Source organism: Planktothrix mougeotii LEGE 06226, assembly GCF_015207485.1.
Lineage (GTDB): Bacteria > Cyanobacteriota > Cyanobacteriia > Cyanobacteriales > Microcoleaceae > Planktothrix.
The window spans coordinates 48305-64686 of the sequence record NZ_JADEWU010000019.1; the positions used below are offsets into that span (position 1 = coordinate 48305).

The 16382-nt window shown below is 41.4% G+C and carries 20 protein-coding genes; 11 read left to right on the forward strand and 9 right to left on the reverse strand.

Features of this window, described 5'->3' with window-relative positions; genetic code table 11:
- Window positions 1-159: 159 nt before the first annotated feature.
- Window positions 160-843, reverse strand: a complete 684-nt coding sequence (locus tag IQ236_RS10685) for a hypothetical protein (protein WP_228041545.1) — start codon at window positions 841-843, stop codon at window positions 160-162.
- A 198-nt stretch (window positions 844-1041) separates the two neighbouring features.
- Between IQ236_RS10685 and gloA2 the strand changes: the two genes are divergently transcribed.
- Window positions 1042-1437, forward strand: coding sequence for an SMU1112c/YaeR family gloxylase I-like metalloprotein (gene gloA2, locus IQ236_RS10690; RefSeq protein WP_193869274.1), 396 nt, complete (start codon window positions 1042-1044; stop codon window positions 1435-1437).
- Between the two features lie 70 nt (window positions 1438-1507).
- On the opposite strand, the gene IQ236_RS10695 is transcribed toward gloA2, so the two are convergent.
- Together IQ236_RS10695 and IQ236_RS10700 are read right to left on the reverse strand one after the other, a co-directional pair.
- A complete protein-coding gene (locus IQ236_RS10695) occupies window positions 1508-1897 on the reverse strand; it encodes an alr0857 family protein (protein ID WP_190515291.1) in 390 nt (129 codons plus the stop codon).
- A gap of 70 nt (window positions 1898-1967) precedes the next feature.
- Window positions 1968-2474 (reverse strand): HNH endonuclease, encoded by a 507-nt coding sequence (locus IQ236_RS10700; protein ID WP_190515290.1) that lies wholly within the window; start codon window positions 2472-2474, stop codon window positions 1968-1970.
- 446 nt (window positions 2475-2920) lie between these two features.
- Here IQ236_RS10700 and IQ236_RS10705 point away from each other — a divergent pair, with 446 nt between their 5' ends.
- On the forward strand, window positions 2921-3256 hold the full coding sequence (locus IQ236_RS10705) for a ribbon-helix-helix domain-containing protein (protein WP_190515288.1): 336 nt from the start codon (window positions 2921-2923) through the stop codon (window positions 3254-3256).
- 179 nt (window positions 3257-3435) lie between these two features.
- Here the strand turns inward: IQ236_RS10705 and IQ236_RS10710 are convergent, their stop codons facing one another.
- Both IQ236_RS10710 and IQ236_RS28180 read right to left on the reverse strand, forming a co-directional pair.
- The gene (locus tag IQ236_RS10710) at window positions 3436-4698 is read right to left on the reverse strand and encodes a M16 family metallopeptidase (RefSeq protein WP_193869245.1); all 1263 of its coding nucleotides are present in this window, start codon (window positions 4696-4698) and stop codon (window positions 3436-3438) included.
- A 220-nt stretch (window positions 4699-4918) separates the two neighbouring features.
- A complete protein-coding gene (locus tag IQ236_RS28180; protein ID WP_193869246.1) occupies window positions 4919-6478 on the reverse strand; it encodes an SdrD B-like domain-containing protein in 1560 nt (519 codons plus the stop codon).
- A gap of 107 nt (window positions 6479-6585) precedes the next feature.
- Between IQ236_RS28180 and IQ236_RS10720 the strand changes: the two genes are divergently transcribed.
- Window positions 6586-6774, forward strand: coding sequence for a hypothetical protein (locus tag IQ236_RS10720; protein ID WP_193869247.1), 189 nt, complete (start codon window positions 6586-6588; stop codon window positions 6772-6774).
- Here the strand turns inward: IQ236_RS10720 and IQ236_RS10725 are convergent.
- Genes IQ236_RS10725 through ndhC form a run of 3 tightly spaced genes read right to left on the reverse strand, consistent with a single transcriptional unit; the run spans window position 6768 to window position 8363 of the window.
- Window positions 6768-7271 carry an NAD(P)H-quinone oxidoreductase subunit J gene (locus IQ236_RS10725; RefSeq protein WP_190515283.1) on the reverse strand — a complete coding sequence of 168 codons (504 nt, stop codon included), beginning with the start codon at window positions 7269-7271 and terminating at the stop codon, window positions 6768-6770. The genes IQ236_RS10720 and IQ236_RS10725 overlap by 7 nt on opposite strands.
- A complete protein-coding gene (gene ndhK / locus IQ236_RS10730) occupies window positions 7264-7986 on the reverse strand; it encodes a photosynthetic/respiratory NAD(P)H-quinone oxidoreductase subunit K (RefSeq protein WP_193869248.1) in 723 nt (240 codons plus the stop codon). Before ndhK ends, IQ236_RS10725 begins: the two co-directional genes overlap by 8 nt.
- A gap of 14 nt (window positions 7987-8000) precedes the next feature.
- Window positions 8001-8363, reverse strand: coding sequence for a photosynthetic/respiratory NAD(P)H-quinone oxidoreductase subunit C (gene ndhC / locus IQ236_RS10735; protein ID WP_072718243.1), 363 nt, complete (start codon window positions 8361-8363; stop codon window positions 8001-8003).
- Between the two features lie 315 nt (window positions 8364-8678).
- Between ndhC and IQ236_RS10740 the strand changes: the two genes are divergently transcribed.
- From IQ236_RS10740 to IQ236_RS10770, 7 genes are all read left to right on the forward strand, one after another.
- Window positions 8679-9008: a rubredoxin gene (locus IQ236_RS10740; protein WP_072718712.1), complete on the forward strand. Its 330-nt coding sequence runs from the start codon at window positions 8679-8681 to the stop codon at window positions 9006-9008.
- 24 nt (window positions 9009-9032) lie between these two features.
- Window positions 9033-10040: a photosynthesis system II assembly factor Ycf48 gene (locus IQ236_RS10745; RefSeq protein ID WP_193869249.1), complete on the forward strand. Its 1008-nt coding sequence runs from the start codon at window positions 9033-9035 to the stop codon at window positions 10038-10040.
- Window positions 10041-10140: 100 nt separating this feature from the next.
- Entirely contained in the window at window positions 10141-10389 is a 249-nt protein-coding gene (gene psbE, locus IQ236_RS10750; protein WP_072718245.1) for a cytochrome b559 subunit alpha, read from the forward strand.
- Window positions 10390-10410: 21 nt separating this feature from the next.
- Window positions 10411-10548, forward strand: a complete 138-nt coding sequence (gene psbF, locus IQ236_RS10755; RefSeq protein ID WP_072718246.1) for a cytochrome b559 subunit beta — start codon at window positions 10411-10413, stop codon at window positions 10546-10548.
- 10 nt (window positions 10549-10558) lie between these two features.
- The gene (locus IQ236_RS10760) at window positions 10559-10678 is read left to right on the forward strand and encodes a photosystem II reaction center protein L (RefSeq protein WP_190515277.1); all 120 of its coding nucleotides are present in this window, start codon (window positions 10559-10561) and stop codon (window positions 10676-10678) included.
- Between the two features lie 161 nt (window positions 10679-10839).
- The gene (locus tag IQ236_RS10765) at window positions 10840-10959 is read left to right on the forward strand and encodes a photosystem II reaction center protein J (RefSeq protein ID WP_072718248.1); all 120 of its coding nucleotides are present in this window, start codon (window positions 10840-10842) and stop codon (window positions 10957-10959) included.
- A gap of 253 nt (window positions 10960-11212) precedes the next feature.
- Complete coding sequence (locus IQ236_RS10770) at window positions 11213-12814, forward strand: B12-binding domain-containing radical SAM protein (protein WP_193869275.1); 1602 nt, start codon at window positions 11213-11215, stop codon at window positions 12812-12814.
- A 220-nt stretch (window positions 12815-13034) separates the two neighbouring features.
- Here IQ236_RS10770 and IQ236_RS10775 read toward each other — a convergent pair whose 3' ends face one another.
- On the reverse strand, window positions 13035-15893 hold the full coding sequence (locus tag IQ236_RS10775) for a glycerol-3-phosphate acyltransferase (protein WP_193869250.1): 2859 nt from the start codon (window positions 15891-15893) through the stop codon (window positions 13035-13037).
- Between the two features lie 231 nt (window positions 15894-16124).
- On the opposite strand from IQ236_RS10775, the gene psb35 reads away from it, so the two are divergent.
- Entirely contained in the window at window positions 16125-16295 is a 171-nt protein-coding gene (gene psb35, locus IQ236_RS10780) for a photosystem II assembly protein Psb35 (protein ID WP_186440307.1), read from the forward strand.
- The last annotated feature ends 87 nt before the right edge of the window (window positions 16296-16382 follow it).

The window sequence follows — 16382 nt, forward strand, 5'->3', positions numbered from 1 at the left end:
TTACGACCCTGATTTTTGGGTTTAATACAGCACTCTGGAAATTCAAACCGACTTTATTATATCTTAATCTGTTGCCAATTAATAGCACCAACGGGAATAAACTGTTAATCTCAGGATTAACAGTGACGTGCTATCGGGAATATTCCGGTTAGCGGTTGACTAGGCCGTCGCTTGGGTAAGTTCTTGCCACCGTTGATGCCACAATTGCATGGCTGTTTCGCCTTCGGGTAAGTCGGCAAATTCTTGGCTTTGTTGTTGCAGTTCAGGAGCTAATCGTTCTAAGGAGTCAAAGCTATTACAATAATGTAAAATTGTTTTCCAGCCTTCGTGCCATTGTTGACCAGCCTGTTCACGCTCACGAATGGGTTTGAGTTGTTCTTCTTCTTGGGCTTGTCGTTGAGCTTCGAGTTTAAAGTATTGAGATTTTTTCGCCCAAGCTGAACGCCATTCTTCTAAAATAACAGGGCTATACTGGTTTTTATAGTGTTTGACTTCTAAACTGAGCATTTCTCCTAATTGCTCTAAGCTGGAGCGTTCGCTACAATTTTGAATTGACTCTAACCCCGTTTCTTTCCACAGGGGTAAGCGACGATAACTGACGAAAACCGCTTTTTTTTGTTGAATTTTTACCCAAATTTGATGGGGCCAGAATTCTAGGCGCTCAATGTGTCGGGGCGCAATACTAAGTAAGGTGGCAACTTCTAACCAGACACGGGCTAGGGGCCATTGACTCGGCACAATAACTCCAGCCTTGATTAAATTTTGAGACATGGGCAAACACCTAGATTCTGGACGATCATTTTCCCAAATACTAGATATAGCGTTACTATTGGGAGATTTCATCAATTATACCCTAAATGTAGCGTTTCGTCTAGGTGTTGAGTTAGAAAAACTGGTGTCCAAGGAGGAGAAGAAGGCCAAGATTGTTGGCTGGGATACAGCACAGTGAGCCAAAGTATTGTTGAGAATAGATTCTATAGAATAGCAGAAGTTGACACCGTTGACACAAGATAATAATTCTAAGTTTGAGCAGGAGAAATGATGAAAATCAATAAAATCCATCACATTGCAATTATTTGTTCTAATTATCAAAAATCTAAAAATTTTTATGTCAATCTTTTAGGGTTTGAAATTATTGCAGAAACCTTTAGATCAGAACGAAATTCTTATAAATTAGATTTACGAGTCGGAACTCAGGATCAGATTGAGTTATTTTCATTTCCAAATCCTCCTCAAAGACCGAATCAACCGGAAGCCTGTGGCTTAAGACATTTAGCCTTTGAAGTTGATAATATTGACCTAAGTGTTGCTGATTTATTAGGGAAGGGGATTTGTGTAGAACCGATTAAACGAGATGAAATCACAGGTAAACGATATACATTTTTTAAAGATCCTGATAATTTACCATTAGAAATTTATCAAAAAAATGTAGGTTAATCAGCAATCAGTAGGGGAGGGTGAGTTAAGACAAATCTTGAATATTATGACTGTGTTAACCCCCCTCAAATTAATCTCGAATCACGGAAGTATTGCCCGATGCTTGTAGCCAGAGGTGATAGAGTAATGATTCAGTGCGATCGCCTAAAACCGTGAGAAAAATTCCACTTTCACCCTCTGGATCAACAGTAATCCAAGTTCCAGTTAAACTAACTTCAATGGTTTCTGTATCCGCCACACATAAGGCAATTGCTTCTGAGCGTTGTTGACGAACAGCCGCCTCTAACATCGACAAGGTGGAGACATTGACAGGTAACAGAAACGAGGCAGAACTCGGTTCAACAACCATCGTTTGGCCCATTCGCATTGCCAACTTCACCCGCAGCGCCACCAGTTGTTCTGGAGATTGACTGAGACGCTCAATATGAAACGCTGTTTCCGTATAAGTTAACTTCAGCATTGATTTTGAATCCCTTTTCAGAAAAGCCAAGGGTTGGTTGACAGTTGACGGTTAGCTGTTCACCGACACCCTACAACCCTTGCCAGAAATATTCGGCGAAAGCAACGACTGGGTGGATGGGGGCTTTGGGTTTCGTGCGTAAGGGCATTCGAGCTTCTTCAGGAGTGCGATTGCCTTTAGTGGTATTGCAACGTTCACAAGCCGTGACGACGTTATCCCAGGTATGAGTACCCCCACGAGAACGGGGAAAGACGTGATCAATGGTTAATCGTTTTGTACTCCCGCAATATTGGCAGCATTGGTGATCTCGCCGCAGAATTTCCCGACGGTTGACCGGGGGAACCTTCCAAATTCGTTCTTGACCCGCTATCGTTAAACGAATTTGGGCTGGAACGTGAAGTACCAGACTCGGAGAATGGACAAACCAACCGGAGTCATTGGAATTAAGTTCCAGAGGTTCAGCTTTTCCAGTCACTAACAAACCAATTGCCCGTTTGATATTGACTCGGTTCATGGGCAAATAATTGGGGGAGAATACGACCACAGATTGCCTTAATACGTCAGTTGGGCTGGTCACGGCTTGACTCCATTTACACTTATTGATACAAACACAAACCCCCGCCTGTTTTTCTGATGAGGAAGCGGGGGTTCAACCGAGTTCGGTTTGGGTTTGGGTTTGGGTACAGTTCATCTCAATTTGTACCTCCCGCTTCGGTGATGAAAAAAGAATGATGCAATTGTTAAGGGGTCAAAGTGGAATTGATCGGATATCTTTGATGGATTGGGTTCTAATGGATCACTATAACCACTGCTAGACTGGCCCTCAACCATAGAGGTTCCGGTTTCAGGATTCCAGGTAGCTGCATCAGATGAGCCTGAACCCTTGAAACAATTGGAATTTAGCCTGAATGTGGATAAGTTGATCACTTGAAAGCTGAACCTCGATATAGATAGTTTTAATCTTACGTTATTTATACTACACTAATATTACAGAGATGTCTACCTATTCATGGAGAAAAAATTATGTATACCCTTCCTCGAACTTCAACGACTGATATGGAAGTGACCAGCATTCGCCTAGAACGGGAACTCAAAGAAAGATTAAAAGGACTGGCTAAGAACAAAGGCTATCAAGCCCTGATTCGAGACATACTGTGGAATTATGTCCAACAAAAATCAGGCGATTATCGCCCGTCGTTGACCAGAGAAGATATCCGTGCCCATATTTCCGCCATTGCAGAACAGGAAGAACGCTGTGTCTTAACAGGAAAAATTATTCGACCGAAAGAGGAAATGTTTTTAGGACTCACGTTTCAAGGCGATATGGTTCCTCTTAGTTTGGAGAGTTTAGATGGCTAGTTAGGCAGAGGATGGGGGACAGGGCTGTTTCATGTTTGAAAATTATAGCTTACTTTTGGGCTATAATTTTCAAACATGATAGCTATTTTCGGAAGAATTAATATTGGATATAATTAATATTATATATCAGTTATATCCAATATTAATCTAAACAGCATAAATATTCCTATTGTCCTCCCTTATGGCTGAACAACCATCACTGCATAATGGTTTAAATTCAGGAGTTCAGTCACAATATTTTGAAGTTCTAAAGGCTGAAAGGATTGAATTTGTAGGGGATAAGTTACGGATAAATCAGGTTCTGCGACGGTGAAATAATATCCATATAATCCCGCTAACTGTCCTGGGGTTTCTGTTGAAAAGGCATAGTCATTACAAAGAAAACGTTGACTTCGCCTCAATTCAGCTTCAGAAATTGGCTCAATCATTAATTCATGAATTTCTTCACAAATTAAGTCTTCTACTTTCTCTAAATATTGAGGTTCTAATAAAGCACTAATCGTAAATAAGCTAGACTCTTGTTGTAAAGAAAAATCACTGCAAATATCATGAACAAGCTGAAGTTTCTCCCGCAGTTTTTGGACTAATCGAGAAGTTCGTCCCGATGCGATCATGGAAGAAATTAAATCTAAGCCATAAGCTTGTCTTAAATGGTCAACTCCTGGCCCTGTCCACGCTAAGGTTAATCGTGCTTCTTCAATATAAGGTAAACGCAGTTCTCGGCGACGAATTTCTTTAATTTGGGGACGAACCACCTCATAAAGATGGGGGAAACTAGCAGGGGGGAAAAAATTATCAAAGGCTTCATGAATTAAATCCAAAGCTTGCTGCTCCTCCACACCCCCAATAATCACAACCGCCATATTTTCCGGTTGGTAACGACATCGATGGAAGCAACGCATTTCATAGGGCGAGTGTTCCATTAATTTCGCTTCTGTACCCAAAACAGAACGACTGTAGGGGTGACGTTCATACACCGTTTCCATCAAGGCTTGAAAACTCAGCCAATCAGGATCATCTTGCGCTTGACGAATTTCTTCTAAAACCACATCCCGTTCTCGATTAAACTCGCTTTCGGGAATCGTTGCGTGTAGTAATAAATCCCCTAAAGCCTGCAATGTTTCCTTCAAATATTGAGCAGCCGTTGTAATATAAAAATGAGCATAATCGTGACTGGTGGCCGCATTCGCCACACCCCCACAACTTTCAATCACTTGATCGAACACACCAGGGCCAATCCACTCTGTACCTTTAAAAATCATGTGTTCTAAAAAGTGGGCCATTCCTGACCACATATCCGGCTCATAAATGGCACCAGCCCTTACCCAGACATCAACAACGACAACTGGGGTTGCCGGAATTTGCTGGTGAATCACCGTTAAACCATTGTTCAACTTAAACGTGCTGGCGGGAAAGGTTGAAGTTGCTAAAACTTGAGACAAATTGTTAAGTATTAAACTCCACTTAATCTAGCCTACTCTAAATTAATCAGGAGTAACCCAAAAAATCTGAGTATCTTGATACAAATTGCGGGTGGAAAAATCCTGACTGGTGAGGTAAAAAAATATCATCCTAGAGCAAAGCTAGGGGCTGTGTAAGCCAGACTGCTGCTCTAGGATGAAACAAGATTAAATAAATAGCAAATTTGATGCTATGTCCGTTTTAAACGACAGTGGTTCCCAGAATGGGAATTAAAGCGTTTTGGTTAATAGCGGGACTCGGTTCAAAGGTCGCCAAACCAACGGCAACTTGGGCTGCTTGATTCACACCTAAAATGACATTAGGAACGGCCGTGGTAAGGAACTCATCCGTTGTCCGAACGATGTAGTCACCTGGTGTGGGAAGATTCAAGAACCCGAAGGAACCCGCCGCATCCGTAATCACACTGCGTTCACCGGAATCTAGTGCGTTGTTGTTGTTCAAATCGAGATAGATTTCCGCACCGGGCAGATTGGGTTCACCCGGTTGAACAATGCCATCACCATTAAGATCGTTGAAAACAAATCCTGTGATGCTGTCCGGTAAGACGGCAGTTGCTGTAGGAGCAAAAGTATAGAGGAAGTTAGCCTGAGCAGAACCTGCTGGAATCACCGGAGCATCAATTGTAGCTCCCGGCAGAGGTGAAGTTCTAACGTAGGATGAGGTTGGAGGAACTGAAGTCACCGGGAAGGTGTTGGCGACAGAAAGGGGATCGGCTAAAAGCTGGTAAGCCAGGTAGGGGTTTTGAGCTAAGGTTTCGTTAGATTGTTGTCCAACATTAGTATCTAAGCCTTTGATAATGTAAGCCCCATCAGCACCACTGGTTGTAGACTTTTCGCCTAAGTCAAAGACGTTATTGCCATTAGAATCAATAAAGACCGTAACGCCTTGAATTCCAGGTTCTGAAGCTTCGGGGAAGCCATTACCATTCAGGTCATTAATGACTTTACCGTAAACACTATTGGGAGCAACAACACCCAGATCGGCTCTGACGGTTGATCCGCCAAAGACATCAACTACTAACGGAGTATTGGTTGTGGATAAGAGATCACCCAGAATCGAGTTTTCTCCTGTTACCTCAGAAGGTTGAGCAATTCTCAACAGGTAGGAACCGGCGGGTAGAACGTTGAAGTTATAAAACCCGGCTTCATTCGTAAACGTGCTAGGTTCGTTGGAGTTGAGGAAACCATCGTTGTTCAGGTCAATGTAGACCGGAATATTCGGTAACGTCGCATCCGTAAAGGGATCATATATCTGAGTATTGGCAAACCCATTAGTATTGACAATCAGGTTGCCGTTACTGTCGTAGATGTTGGAATTATAGGGAACGATATTGCCGTTATCGTCGTAGACGTAGTTGTAGAGACCGAGCAGATTGTTATCTACAAAGACAGCCCCTGCAATGTTGCCACTTAGAGACGGAACAACAGGAGTAAAGGCTCCAGTATTGGCGATGTTAAATGTAGCTGTATCTGCGGCTCCTGTTAGGGTGATAGGGCTGGGTATCGTTGTCCGTGTAAAACCTGGAGGAACGACTTGTCCAACTTGATAGCTTCCTGCCGCTAGATTAGGAAACGAATAAAAACCGTTAATATCAGTGATCGAAACTGTTTCTAGGGACTCGGGTAAACCATTGCCATTGCTATCTAAAAAGACAGTGACATTGGGAAGTGCAAGATCTCCAGCATCAAAGATGCCGTTGAAATTAATATCATTAAATGTTGTACCGTTGAGAGTGCTCACGATTTGACTCCTCCACCAAAGTGAATTGCGAAGACTGATTCCGTTTAGCTGCGGGCAGAACCCGTTGCTTAACCTTGTAACTACACCCCTTAATTTAGAATAAGCGAGTGTATCAAGTCCAAGCCGGATATGAATTCTACATTATCGTAGGCAACTATATCAGACTTCCTAGAGATCTGGCAATTTGGATCGCCGGATTGAATTGCATCTTTCAATTAAATTTAGGTTTGAGCAACACCAGCACCCCGATTAATTCTGGGGTGCTAGAAGCTCATCAATATCTAAGGGCTCAATAGGCATCCTGCAATTCATGGAAATCAGGAGAGATATAATCTTTTCTTAAAGGCCAACCGACCCAATCTTCCGGCATTAAAATCCGTTTGAGATTGGGATGACCTTCGTAGACGATACCATACATATCGTAGGATTCTCGCTCCTGAAAATCGGCCGCTTTCCAGATCCAGTAAACTGAAGGGACTCTGGGATCATCCCGTGGAACGAAGACCTTGACGCAGATTTCCTGGGGTTGTTCCACATTGTCATCAATTTTAACTAAGTGATAAACGCTGACTAAGGCATCCCCAGGGCCAGCATCATAAGCGCATTGACAACGCAAGTAGTTAAATCCATAGGCATACAAAGCAGTCGCCAGGGGGATCAAATAATCTCGATCCACTTTAATCATTTCCACGCCCATTTTATTAGGGCCAAGGGATTCATGGTCAAAGCCATTTTGACTGAGCCATTGAGAAACTTTTCCGGCTTCAACAAGGGGGGCTTCGGAATTAGCCACGTTTTTCCTCCTTTGTCCGTTCGGCAATTAAAGCGGGAGGAATCGGCATTCCCATAGCTTCGGTTAACTGTTTAGGGGGAACTTGACGGGATTCGGTGACTAAATATTCACCTGTTAAAATCGGGGGAACAGGTTTCATATTATGAGGTCGGGTGTAATAGCGATGGGTTTGTTGAAGATTAGCCCGTTCCTGCAAGGAATCATCCGCAATTTTCTTCCGCAGTTTGATCACCGCATCAATAATGGCTTCAGGACGAGGAGGACACCCTGGAATATAGACATCCACAGGAATTAATTTATCAACCCCTCGCACGGCCGTTGTGGAGTCCATGCTAAACATTCCCCCAGTAACGGTACAAGCTCCCATAGCAATCACATACTTCGGTTCGGGCATTTGTTCGTACAAACGCACCAAAATCGGAGCATATTTCATGGTAATGGTTCCGGCGGTAATCAATAAATCCGCTTGTCGAGGACTAGACCGAGGAACCAAACCAAAACGGTCAAAGTCAAACCGAGAACCAATTAAACCAGCAAATTCAATAAAACAACAAGCTGTCCCGTACAACAAAGGCCATAAGCTAGACAGCCTTGCCCAATTGTAAAGGTCATCCACCGTTGTCAGAATCACGTTTTCCGAGAGTTCCTGAGTGACTTGGGGACGTCCAACCGGATTGATAATTTTTTCCATTTCGGGTGAAATGCTTTGAGTCATGGTTTTATCACCTTTTATGACCATTCCAAGGCACCTTTACGCCAAGCGTAAACCAGTGCAATGACAAGAATTGCAATAAATATCAGGGCTTCAATAAAGGCCAACAGTCCCAAATTGTGGAAGGCAACGGCCCAAGGGTAGAGAAACACGGTTTCAACGTCGAAGACGACAAACACCAAGGCGAACATATAGTATCGGATGTTGAATTGAATCCATGCCCCTCCGATGGGTTCGTTCCCCGATTCGTAGGTGGTGCGACGGACACCACTCCGGCTTTTGGGTCGTAGGACTTTGGACGCGCCCAAAGCCAGGATAGGAACTAGGCTGCAAATGATTAAGAAGCCTAAAAAATATTCGTAGCCACTAAGAACAAACACAATAAATCACAGATCGCGCTAGGTTTGTAACTGATTTTTTACATTTTGACATAATCCCCCGTTAATCTTCGATCTAACCGGGAATTCTTAAATTTACAACTCTGTAAAATTTTAGGGCTTGATCGTCATTCTTCTACCGTTCAGGGTCGTACCTATTTAACGAAAGTCCGCTTTCTGTATTTTAGGGTAGGGGGGATACAGTCTAAATGTACATCTGTTGTTAATCCTGATGTGGGAAGGTCTGTTGTGATTTGCTCAAATTTTGTAATATTATTTAATAGTTATTCTAATAATTCTCAACTCATCCCTGTTCAAATGAGTGAACCAGCCACTGAAGTGACAGCCCTTGATCGCCATGAGTGTAAAGCTTGTGGCTATGTCTATGAGCCAACCAAAGGCAGTTCTAATGTTCTTGCGGGGACAGCGTTTACAGATTTACCGACAAAGTGGCGTTGTCCCGTCTGTGGCGCACCGAAAAGCCAGTTTATCAATATTGGCTCTGAGGAAAACCCCTCTGGGTTTCAAGAGAACTTAGGCTTTGGTTTGGGGGTAAATACCTTGACCGCCCAGCAAAAGAATCTCCTAATTTTTGGGAGCTTGGCCTTGGGATTTTTGTTCTTTATGAGCTTGTATGGCCTAAATTGAGGGATTAAAATTTCATTGAATCTAATGCACATTGTTAAATTTCTGCAAAAAATCGTTATAGTCTTGACAGTTGCATTAATTTGTGCAAGCTGTCGATACCTGCCCCAACTCAGTTACAATCCCTGGGAAGTGGTTCCCACTGAAACCCAAGCGAATTTAGCTGACATTGCCTTTACCGGAACTAACCCGAAACATGGTTGGATTGTGGGCAGTGAGGCGACGCTATTGGAAACCACCGATGGGGGCGACCATTGGCAAGTCAAGCAACTGGATTTAGGGGAAGAAAAAGTCCGCTTCAACGCCATCAGCTTTAAAGGGTCTGAGGGCTGGATTGTGGGACTGCCTTCTATTTTGTTGCATACCACCAATGAAGGGAACAAGTGGGAGCGAATTACCCTCAATGCCAAATTACCCGGCGCTCCTTATAGTATTGTGGCTCTTAGTCCCAATACCGCAGAAATGACAACGGATGTGGGAGCGATTTACCAAACCGAAGATGGTGGTAAAACCTGGAAAGCTCTTGTTGAAGATGCTGTAGGTTTTGTCAGAAGTCTGTCTCGTTCTGCGGATGGTCGCTATATTAGCGTTTCGGCTAAGGGTAATTTTTACTCAACTTGGGAACCGGGATCTAAAGCGTGGGAACCTCATAACCGTTACAGTTCTAAACGGTTAGAAAAGATTGGTTTTGGTGAAGATGGCCGTTTGTGGATGATTGCTCGGGGCGGTGAATTGCGGTTTACTGACCCAGAGGATATCAAAGCCTGGGGTGATCCGGTTAACCCAGAATATTCTACCAGTTGGGGATTTTTGGATTTAGCTTATCGCACTCCCGAAGAAATTTGGGTCAGTGGCGGGAGTGGAAATCTCCTCTGTAGTTTTGACGGTGGCCAAACTTGGCAGAAAGATCGGGAAGTAGAAAATGTCCCATCGAATCTGTACAAAATCAAGTTTTTCGACCCGGAACAAGGGTTTGTCCTGGGTCAGAGGGGGACATTACTCCGTTATCAAGGTTCAACCCCACAAACGGCTTAAATAAACCTGAGATAAATCAATGGAGTAGGCTTGTTCCACATTCCCTGCTCCCGTATCATATAGATTTGAGTGTTCAACCGTTGCTTGAGGAGATTTAACGATGTCAGGAACAACTGGAGAGCGTCCTTTTGGCGATATTATTACCAGTATCCGGTATTGGGTGATTCACAGTATTACAATTCCGGCTTTATTTATTGCAGGTTGGCTGTTTGTCAGCACCGGTTTAGCTTACGATGCTTTTGGAACCCCTCGCCCTGATGAGTATTTTACTCAACAACGGCAGGAACTTCCGATTGTAAGCGATCGCTTTAATAGCAAAGATCAAATTGGCGATTTCATTAGTAAATAGTTGACAAAGGAGTTTAATAAAATGGCAACTGGTACCAGTTCCAATGAACCGATAACTTATCCGATTTTTACAGTCCGTTGGTTAGCCGTTCATACTTTAGCAGTACCTACGGTTTTCTTCCTGGGTGCGATCGCGGCTATGCAATTTATTCAACGATAGGAGAATCACCATGGATCGGAGTACCAATCCCAATCGTCAACCTGTTGAGTTGAACAGAACTTCACTCTATTTAGGTTTGCTGTTGATTTTTGTTCTGGGTATTTTATTCTCCAGTTATTTCTTTAACTAACTGGATTTTTTCTCGATTTAACGATTTTGGATTCGCTTCGTGACGCTTCGCGAACGTTATTGAGGAAACGTATTTTTTACCAAAATATTAATCCTAAATCTCATATCCAAAATCTAAAAATCCCTTGTCAATTAAGCTTTTGAATTAACGAGGTAATAACCGTGTTGCAATCAGGTAGACTTCCCTTGTGGTTAATCGCCACTGTTGCGGGAACAGGTGTTTTAGTTGTGGTTGGTTTGTTTTTCTACGGTTCTTATGTGGGTTTAGGTTCTTCCTTCTAAGACCGATATAGATGGATGAGTGCGAGGTGTCGCCTCTCTACCCGCTTTAAAGTTGAGTATAAATTTCCCTAAAACTTTCATACTCATAACAAAATCCCGCTCTCTTCTGTTGAGTGGGATTTTTGTTATCTAGCAGGGAACAGGGAACAGGGAACTGGGAACTGGGAACTGGGAACAGGGAGGAAAAGAGGGGTTATAGCAGGTTAAGCTAGAATAAAAATATATTTCAAGGAGTATTTTATTGATTAATTCTGTGAGTGCTTCTGTGTTTGATTCTGAACGTTTACTGTTTAGTCCAACCCCATCTAATTTAGATGCCATTCCGATTATTTTTGCTTTTCCTAATAAATATACCGTTGGCATTACCAGTTTAGGATATCAACTGGTTTGGGCTACTTTAGCAATGCGTTCAGATGTAGAAGTCAGTCGTTTATTTACGGATGTGCATGAACCCTTACCTCAACATCCTAAACTCGTTGGTTTTTCCTTTTCTTGGGAACTGGATTACGTTAATATTTTTGAGCGTTTAGAATTCCTCAATATTCCCCTGCGTTCGGTTCATCGGACAGAAAAACATCCCTTAATTTTTGGAGGCGGCCCCGTATTAACCGCTAATCCCGAACCCTTTGCCGATTTTTTTGATATTATTCTACTGGGTGATGGGGAAAACTTATTAAACGATTTTATAGACGCTTATCAACAGGTTTCTCAGGAATCGCGCTCGACACAATTACGACATTTAGCCCAAATTCCAGGAATTTATATTCCCAGTTTATATGAAATATCTTATGACAGTTTAGAAGGTAACATTAAAGCCATTAAACCTGTAGATTCTAATATTCCCCCCGAAGTTCAAAAACAAACCTATCGAGGCAATATTTTATCCGCTTCAACGGTTGTTACGGAAAAAGCGGCTTGGGAAAATATCTATATGGTAGAAGTGGTTCGAAGTTGTCCTGAAATGTGCCGTTTCTGTTTAGCCAGTTATTTGACTTTACCCTTTAGAACAGCTAGTTTAGAAGCATCTTTAATTCCAGCGATTGAAAAGGGACTGCAAGTAACGCGGCGTTTAGGTTTATTAGGTGCGTCCGTTACACAACATCCTGAATTTGATGAATTATTAAATTATTTAACTCAACCGAAATATGATGATGTGCGTTTAAGTATTGCTTCCGTTAGAACAAATACCGTTACCGAAAAATTAGCAAAAACCTTAGCAAAACGAGACACTCGCACCTTGACAATTGCTGTAGAAAGTGGTAGCGATCGCCTCCGAAAAATCATCAATAAAAAGTTAGAAAATGAAGAAATTATCCAAGCCATTATTAATGCTAAAAATGGCGGTTTACAGGGGATGAAACTCTATGGTATGGTAGGGATTCCGGGGGAAGAATTAGAGGATGTAGAAGCCACCATAGACCTAATGAAGACGTTAAAAAAAGCAGTACCGGGGTTTAAATTAACCCTCGGTTGTAGTACCTTTGTGCCAAAATCTCACACTCCGTTTCAGTGGTTTGGGGTAAATCCTGATGCAGAAAAACGACTGAAATTATTAGAAAAACAATTAAAATCCAATAACATTGATTTCCGACCTGAAAGTTATAAATGGTCAGTAATTCAAGCTCTGCTTTCTAGGGGAGATCGTCGGATTTCCCATCTATTAGAATTAGTAAGAAACTATGGAGATTCCCTCGGAAGTTATCGCCGAGCCTTCAAAGAATTACGCGGAAAATTACCCCCAATGGAATATTATGTTAACCAAAATTGGGATTTAGAGCAAGTCTTACCTTGGCAACATCTTCAAGGCCCTTTACCCGTCAACACCCTAAAAAAACACCTAAAAGACTCCCTGTAGGGTGCGTAAGCAACGCGCACGCACCATGATATTATTGAGGTAAATAACTCCCTGTAGGGTGCGTAAGCAAAGCGCACGCACCATGATATTATTGAGGTAAATAATTAAAATTTTATAGGTAAATAACCATGATATTATTTAGGTAAATAATTAAAATTTTATGATTTTGTTGATAATATTAAATTATGGTGCGTGCGCTGCGCTTACGCACCCTACGGTTTTAACTATCTAAAATTTCAACAGTTCCTTGATAACCATCAACTCGCACTCGTTGGCCGTCTTTTAAAGAGGTAGTCGCACCTGAAATATTCATCACTGCAGGGATACCATATTCTCGTGCGATAATAGCACCATGAGAAAGTTGTCCGCCAACTTCTGAAATGATGGCTTTTGCGGTTAATAAAATCGGCGACCATCCAGCATCAGTGTAGGGAACAACCAGAATTTTATCCTCGGTTTTATCTATAATATTGGTTAAACTACGACAAATTTTAACGATTCCTTCCACACATCCAATACTAGCAGGAATTCCTTGTAAAATAGCAGAATTGTGAGTGGTTTGTGATCGAGGTTTTGGTAAAATGTTTCCATAAACAATGGAAGGAACGCTGCGATCGCTATCTTCTTGAAAAATATTCCGACGTTGATGAACTTTCGGAAGAAAATCGGGTTCAATATTCTGTTCTATCCAAGCTTTAATTTCATCCCATTCTAAATAAAAAATATCTCCTGAGTTCTCTAATATTCCTTGAGTAATGGCTTGAGATTCTATCGCCAAGATTGTCCATCGCAAATGAGCTAAAAGTTGACCATAAACTTCAGCAATTTTACTTTTCGTTAACGTGCGTTCATAACATTGAGCTTGTCGCCATTGTTCCCATTGAGTTAAATTAGAAACACTTAAATTTTCCATGCGGTAATTCGTATTTTTGATGATTTTGAATAGCATTTCTTTAAATATTTCTGGTTGTTCTAACCAATTGGGAACAGAAATATCCGTTCCGACTTCACTTAAATAGCCGTAGGTTTGTAACCACGTTTCAAATTGTTGATGAAATTGCTGATTTTCTGTGAGTTTTTGCTCGAAAGATTGATGAGTAATGGGTTCGGTTTCTGTAAAGGTTTCTCTAATTTGATCCGCTAGAGTTTGTAACGCTTGCATTGAAGCAACTTCTGGGGCAGTATGGGTGGGTATCCAACTATCAGAGACTTTAAAAAGGGTTCGACGAATCGCTAACCCAATGGGGGCAATAATATTATAGTAAGTCGCGGATTTTAATGCCGTTTGTATAGTTTCAGCTTGTTCTAAGAGTTGAGTTAAGGTTAGTAATTCTAGGGATTGATGAGATTCAATTTGTTTTAATATCGGTAAAAATAGCTGTTCTAAATCTCGTTTAAAATCTTGATCTAAATGCCGTTCTCGTTGAATTAATCGCCATAAACCGGGTAATGAAGGGAAGAGTTTACTCAGGGGCGGTTTTCCCATTTTTTGCCCTCGGACTAAAAACTCTAAACCCTGTTTAGGTAATCCCATCAACGTAAAAATTTCTCCTAATAAACTGGCGTTAAAATAGGCGTGGGAAGCGAATAAGGTAGCAGTTTGTTTAAAATCTAAATGGGAAACTTTTTTTCCTAAAACTAAGGTAAATAATTCACCCCAAACGCCGCAGGTTAAGGGACGATTAATTGACCAGGTTAAGGGAGGAATGACACCAGGAATTACTTCTGCGGCGATAGTTCTTGTCCAAATAGGGTGTAAATTAGTAATCGGACGAGTTTGCAAAATCCAAACTTTGACCCCATCCCAACACCATTCAATATCTTGGGGAATACCTTGATAAAAGGTTTCTATTTCTTGGGCGAGTTTAACTAATTCTAAAATAACCGTTTTGGGTAAAATTGTAGGAAGTTTTAACTGTTCAATGGGGGTATTGATTTCGATTTCTAAATGGACGGGAGTAAATTGACCACCAACCACCAATTCTGCCCCCCCTCGTAAGGCTTCAATAATAATTTGTGAACCGCCATCTAAGGGGTTTCGAGTAAACATTACGCCTGCAACTTCACTGGCTAAATAGGGTTGAATTAATACAGCAATTCCCGCATCAGGAAGATGTTGATTTTGACGATAGGAAATCGCTTCAGAATTCCAATAAGATTGACGACATTGAATAATAGCAGGTTGTAATTCCGTCGGGGAATAAATCGGGCCAATGGTTTGATATTGTCCTGCTGCTGAGGAATGGTTACTATCTTCTCCAATAGCAGAAGAACGTACAATTAAGGGATAATTTGTTAATTGAATTTGTTTTTTAAAAGAAAGATTTATATCTTCTAAACGGTTAATAGCTGGCAAAACCCACCCTAGAGGAACTTTAAACCCAGCCCGTTTTAATTCACTTAATCGGGTTGCTTTTTCACCACAGTGTTGAATATCAAGTTTATCTTTTAAGTTAAAATATTGTTGTTTCATATACAGTCCTACATCATCTTTTTGAGCTAAATTAATGATAACTAATTCAAGTGCTAAACCGATCACTGCCACCAATTCCCAAGGAGAAAAGGCAGGAGATTGGGATTTTTGATGCCAAAACCACACCCAAAATATCGCACTTAAACACCCTAAACGGGATGCCCAAAGTCGAGAAGAAGACTTAGAAATGGGCAATAATAAATAACTAACTCTCCAGATCATTAATCCAGTGATTCCGCTACTGACGGCAATAATCGGAGAATAGACTAATATTCCCCAAGTTGCATTAGTAACGCCTCCTCCTTTAGCAATAAAATATCGCCCTGCGACTAATAAAATTAAACTGACGATTTGCAAAACTGGAGTATTGGGGAATAAAATCTTGGCAGTAATTACTGGAATAATCCCCCGTGCTATTTCTAGGATAACAGCAATGATTCCCGCTTGTTTTCCTCCCTGGGAAAAGGCTGCGGAAACACTAATATTTCCTGTCCCTAATTGGGATAAATTTTTTCCCGATAAAAGTTTAACAATCCAACGGGTTAGGGGTAAGGCCCCCAAACTAAAGCTACCCAATAACAGTAATAGTATTACGCCAAAATACATGATCAATATTTTCCTATAATGCGGTTTTAGGGGAAGCTTGTTATCGTTATCTGGTGAATGATAATATTTTAATTACTTCTGGGGTTTCTGTTATTTTTAATGCTAATCCCGATTTTCCCTGCTATTGTGATGATATTGGGGTGGGTGTAATTCCAAGAACTTTTAGTTTTTAATTAACCAAAAATGAGATAATCGTTAAGGTATCATTAAATTAAGGAAAAAATCGGTCTTATGGCAAGTAATACCCTATGGATTCCGATTGCAGTGCTTGTTGTCGGATTTATTGCGGCAGTCAGTATTGGATCAATTGCTTGGTATAATTCTAAGCGCCCTCCCGGTTGGGAAGGTAAAGAAAGACCAGACTATATTCCTAAAGTCAATTCAGAAGATGAGAAAAATTAAGGACAAAATCGGTCTGTAGATCTGGAGTTTTAATTTCCTCGAATCAGAGGTGCTATTTTTACGCCAGATCCGGATCGGTTTTTACTC

Excerpts from the sequence above, each read along its gene's own strand:
- IQ236_RS10685 (WP_228041545.1), bottom strand. The coding sequence starts at position 843 with ATGAAATCTCCCAATAGTAACGCTATATCTAGTATTTGGGAAAATGAT.
- gloA2 (WP_193869274.1), top strand. The coding sequence starts at position 1,042 with ATGAAAATCAATAAAATCCATCACATTGCAATTATTTGTTCTAATTAT.
- IQ236_RS10695 (WP_190515291.1), bottom strand. The coding sequence starts at position 1,897 with ATGCTGAAGTTAACTTATACGGAAACAGCGTTTCATATTGAGCGTCTC.
- IQ236_RS10705 (WP_190515288.1), top strand. The coding sequence starts at position 2,921 with ATGTATACCCTTCCTCGAACTTCAACGACTGATATGGAAGTGACCAGC.
- ndhK (WP_193869248.1), bottom strand. The coding sequence starts at position 7,986 with ATGACTCAAAGCATTTCACCCGAAATGGAAAAAATTATCAATCCGGTT.
- IQ236_RS10740 (WP_072718712.1), top strand. The coding sequence starts at position 8,679 with ATGAGTGAACCAGCCACTGAAGTGACAGCCCTTGATCGCCATGAGTGT.
- IQ236_RS10745 (WP_193869249.1), top strand. The coding sequence starts at position 9,033 with ATGCACATTGTTAAATTTCTGCAAAAAATCGTTATAGTCTTGACAGTT.
- psbE (WP_072718245.1), top strand. The coding sequence starts at position 10,141 with ATGTCAGGAACAACTGGAGAGCGTCCTTTTGGCGATATTATTACCAGT.
- psbF (WP_072718246.1), top strand. The coding sequence starts at position 10,411 with ATGGCAACTGGTACCAGTTCCAATGAACCGATAACTTATCCGATTTTT.
- IQ236_RS10760 (WP_190515277.1), top strand. The coding sequence starts at position 10,559 with ATGGATCGGAGTACCAATCCCAATCGTCAACCTGTTGAGTTGAACAGA.
- IQ236_RS10775 (WP_193869250.1), bottom strand. The coding sequence starts at position 15,893 with ATGTATTTTGGCGTAATACTATTACTGTTATTGGGTAGCTTTAGTTTG.
- psb35 (WP_186440307.1), top strand. The coding sequence starts at position 16,125 with ATGGCAAGTAATACCCTATGGATTCCGATTGCAGTGCTTGTTGTCGGA.